The organism is Sheuella amnicola, assembly GCF_010499255.1.
Lineage (GTDB): Bacteria > Pseudomonadota > Gammaproteobacteria > Burkholderiales > Burkholderiaceae_B > Zwartia > Zwartia amnicola.
The window spans coordinates 1-3,465 of the sequence record NZ_JAAGRN010000018.1; the positions used below are offsets into that span (position 1 = coordinate 1).

Genomic DNA, 3,465 nt, shown 5'->3' on the forward strand with positions numbered 1-3,465 from the left:
TGATCTTGATTTGCATGTATTCCTCGTATGAAACCATCGCCGCTCAAAAAACGACGATTATCCCTTTGTCGAGGTGTATCAATTTTCACCTGCCGACCTGTATCAATTTACAGTTGCCGATGACAACTTTTCTAATTCCCTATGAAATATGACACTGGCTTGTCATAATACAATTAGTTCTCAAGCCAACTGAAATAGCTCATCAAGACTAGACATGGCTTTGATGTATCGCAATTAGATTTAGTATTTTTATGTGATGTTGCTAACCTGAAACCACAGATTAGTACGAAAACCACGTAGAGCCTGTCTCAACAGGGGGCAGTATGAAGAAACGGCTTACAGAAGAACAGATCATTGGGAACTTGAAGCAAGCCGAAACAGAGATGAAGGTTGCGCCACTCGATAATCTGTCCGATCCGGACGCAGGCAATATCGTAAATGTCGGCGTGTTTCGTCAAGGCCCAGCCTTCGCCAGCCTTGGCCAATGTGCTTGTGACCTGACTGATCCCATCTTCTGATCCGCAGACGCCTTGATCCCTAGCGCATTTAGCATTAACAGGCCCTAGTCAGCTCTGCGTATTCGCAAACCTGGAACTGTTGCTCGAAGGTATTGATTGGGAGAGACCCATCCGCACACACAAACCAGCACAGGTCTGATGTTTTGCGTCAATGCGAAGAAATCAGCGATATTCCTACTATTTCCCCTAAATTGCTCATTTAGGACAGCAGCACCTTGGTACGACCGGCACCTGCAGAATGTAAGTTTTAGTTAATCTACATCTCCACCACCAGTACCCAAGCCCCAGCGTTCGCGCTGGGGCTTTTTCGTTTCTGGGCTTGTAATTGGATGTTTCTAGATGATTAATAGTGCTTTTAATAGTGCGATTGACTATACTGCTAGCAATGCTAAACAGGAATTCATGATGAGCATAATCTCTGCAAACGACCTCAAGACCAAGGGGGTAAAAGCGATTGAAGAAGCACTTGCCACACAACCAGAGGCTGCCGTTTCTGTTCGCGGACAAGTCAAATATATCGTGATGAGCGAGGAACAATATCAATATCTTCGTGAGTGCGAACTTGAAGCAGCACTTGCTGAATCTAGAGTCGATCTTGACGCTGGTCGATATGTAAAAGAAACCGTTGCCCAACATATTCGCCGCATCAATAAGCTAAATGCAAAGCTGGTAGCATGACTTGGCAGTTAATTTTCACTGACCAATACAACCGCAAAGCGGCCAAGTTCATTAAGCAGCACCCAGACGCAGTTACTCAGTACACCAAAACACTTGAGCTATTAACAGTAAACCCACACCACCCTTCTCTGAGGCTTCATGCACTTAAGGGAAAACTAAACGGCTTGCACAGCATCTCGATCAACCTCAAATACAGGATTACGCTTGAACTCATCATTACTGAGAATGAAATCATTCCAATCAATGTTGGGAATCATGACGAGGTTTACTAATTGACGACCACCAGGATCGAACATCCTCAGGCTTTAGTCGATTCCGCCCCGGGCCACCAGTACCCAAGCCCCAGCGTTCGCGCTGGGGCTTTTTCGTTTTGGGCTTGTAAATGGATGCTCTCATACCGAGCACATGGTTTACAGATTGAAAATGTCCTTTCGAAAGGACGAAACCTCGAGCGTCTAAAAAAATTAGTACAAGCTAAATCAACGGCTTTTTGTTTTGGTTTTGGGATCCGTTTTGGGATCAATTCAAATTTAGGTGAGCAGGCAGTATCTACATAACTACTAGCGATTTGGTTCTTAAGTACTAAGATTATTCGCTAAAATAGGGACTTGAAAACAACTTCGCACTCTTTTGAACGCTATAGGAATCCAATTTCCGGATGAATTCACATTCACGTATTTTTTTGCGGGAGAGTTTGGATACTACTTGATACGTTCTGAACCATAGTTTTTAGCGTACGAGATGCTATCAATCTAGCCGGATTTTTATTGATTTTCTTTGAGATGTGATCAACCGATATCAAAGACCCTTTTTTTATAACCAGTATAGGAAATTAAAATGAGATCAATAAATTTGACGCTAGCTATCGTTTCTTTATTTATTAGCTCTACAGCGTTTGCACGTGATGTGAATAAGTCATCGAATGAGGCAACACTTGCAGCACAAAACGAGGCCTTAAGTGCTAATACAAAAGATAAGGGATTTGGTCCGCAATCTCCGAGAGATTTGAGTTCCAAATCAGGTACAAATAAGCGCATCTTTAGTGCTGCACCTGCTTATCAGAATCTCAATCTTTGCAACATACACATGCATAAGAATGCTGAGCATAAGGGGGGCGAATTTACCGAATTTGCTGGTTATGGTGATGGCCATGGCTATGAGAGCGGATATAAATATTCGGGAAAACTTTCACCTGCGGAATCAAAGCCACTAGATGCTGAGATCTGCAAAAGTAATCATGGCGGCCTCTCAGTTGGTGACACCATCGAAGTTCATTATGTTCATAGCTCTGCGCAAGTGAAACCAGGTCCAACATTAGGTGCCTGTCTGAATGATTCAATTAGTAATCCTCAGTTACGAGTCGAAGCACAGGTTTATGTATTAGTAAACGATCCAAATGCACTAGACTTTGAGGAACTTTCAAAGACTGGCGAAATCGACGGCTACCAACAGGCATTAAATATGCCTAAAAATATGGGAACACCTATCGGATACGCAGGATCCACGACAGGCCCCTCATACAATGAAAAAGGGTCGCCATTGCAAGTTTCGTGGAATGTCTATCCAAAAGTCCTCAAGGTAAATGCAGCAAGCGTAGGGAAATGGTGTGCGGGAAATACCTTTAAGGAAGACCATGCTCACGGCGTGAGAAATATTGTTGTGGATCCAAACTTACTCTCTGAAATCAAATAGCATCGTCTGGGGGATAAATCCAAGAAACTCTCCAGCACTTACTTGGTCGACTCCGCCCCGGGCCATCAGTACCCAAGCCCCAGCGTTCGCGCTGGGGCTTTTTCGTTTCTGGACTTGTGCCCCCCGTTCAGTACCGATCTGAAATGAAAATTTCCGAAGTTTCAACATTCCTTTTTAGAACATCTTGAAGCCCACCGCTGTCAGGATAATCAACAGCACAAGATAAAATAGAAGTCCAAAAATAACAGATAGTGCAGCGATTTTGATCGCTTGCATGTAAGCGTCTGGGCAACACATGTTGCCTCAAACTGACCGATAAGGTAACGGTCCGGTCACTACCGTCTAGAAATCTCTCTCAAATCTAGTCACCATAGTGCCCATTAGTTAATGGACACTTGAGATGCTAGAAAAATCTATTTCCCCTCCGCCTCTGGACTGGGTAGCTCCAATGTAAGCGTCTGGGCAACACATGTTGCCAGAGAATCTAAGTTGCGTTATTCCCTAGTCTGCAGCAGGAGTTGATTGCCAGCGATGCGGCAACAGTTCCCCGATCTGATTGGCCTTCTGAGTCGGCAAC

General features: G+C 44.2%; 4 protein-coding genes. All 4 read left to right on the plus strand.

From position 1 onward, the window contains the following. The first annotated feature begins 323 nt into the window (after positions 1–323). Complete coding sequence (locus tag G3I67_RS14755) at positions 324–518, plus strand: hypothetical protein (RefSeq protein WP_163656324.1); 195 nt, start codon at positions 324–326, stop codon at positions 516–518. Between the two features lie 339 nt (positions 519–857). Continuing rightward, the gene (locus tag G3I67_RS14760; RefSeq protein WP_203583689.1) at positions 858–1,196 is read left to right on the plus strand and encodes a hypothetical protein; all 339 of its coding nucleotides are present in this window, start codon (positions 858–860) and stop codon (positions 1,194–1,196) included. Further along, a complete protein-coding gene (locus tag G3I67_RS14765; RefSeq protein ID WP_163656326.1) occupies positions 1,193–1,468 on the plus strand; it encodes a type II toxin-antitoxin system RelE/ParE family toxin in 276 nt (91 codons plus the stop codon). The genes G3I67_RS14760 and G3I67_RS14765 overlap by 4 nt, the downstream gene beginning before the upstream one ends. A gap of 565 nt (positions 1,469–2,033) precedes the next feature. After that, positions 2,034–2,888 (plus strand): delta-class carbonic anhydrase, encoded by an 855-nt coding sequence (locus tag G3I67_RS14770; RefSeq protein ID WP_203583690.1) that lies wholly within the window; start codon positions 2,034–2,036, stop codon positions 2,886–2,888. The last annotated feature ends 577 nt before the right edge of the window (positions 2,889–3,465 follow it).

Coding starts and splice junctions, on each gene's coding strand:
- G3I67_RS14755 (WP_163656324.1), top strand. CDS start 324: ATGAAGAAACGGCTTACAGAAGAACAGATCATTGGGAACTTGAAGCAA.
- G3I67_RS14760 (WP_203583689.1), top strand. CDS start 858: ATGATTAATAGTGCTTTTAATAGTGCGATTGACTATACTGCTAGCAAT.
- G3I67_RS14765 (WP_163656326.1), top strand. CDS start 1,193: ATGACTTGGCAGTTAATTTTCACTGACCAATACAACCGCAAAGCGGCC.
- G3I67_RS14770 (WP_203583690.1), top strand. CDS start 2,034: ATGAGATCAATAAATTTGACGCTAGCTATCGTTTCTTTATTTATTAGC.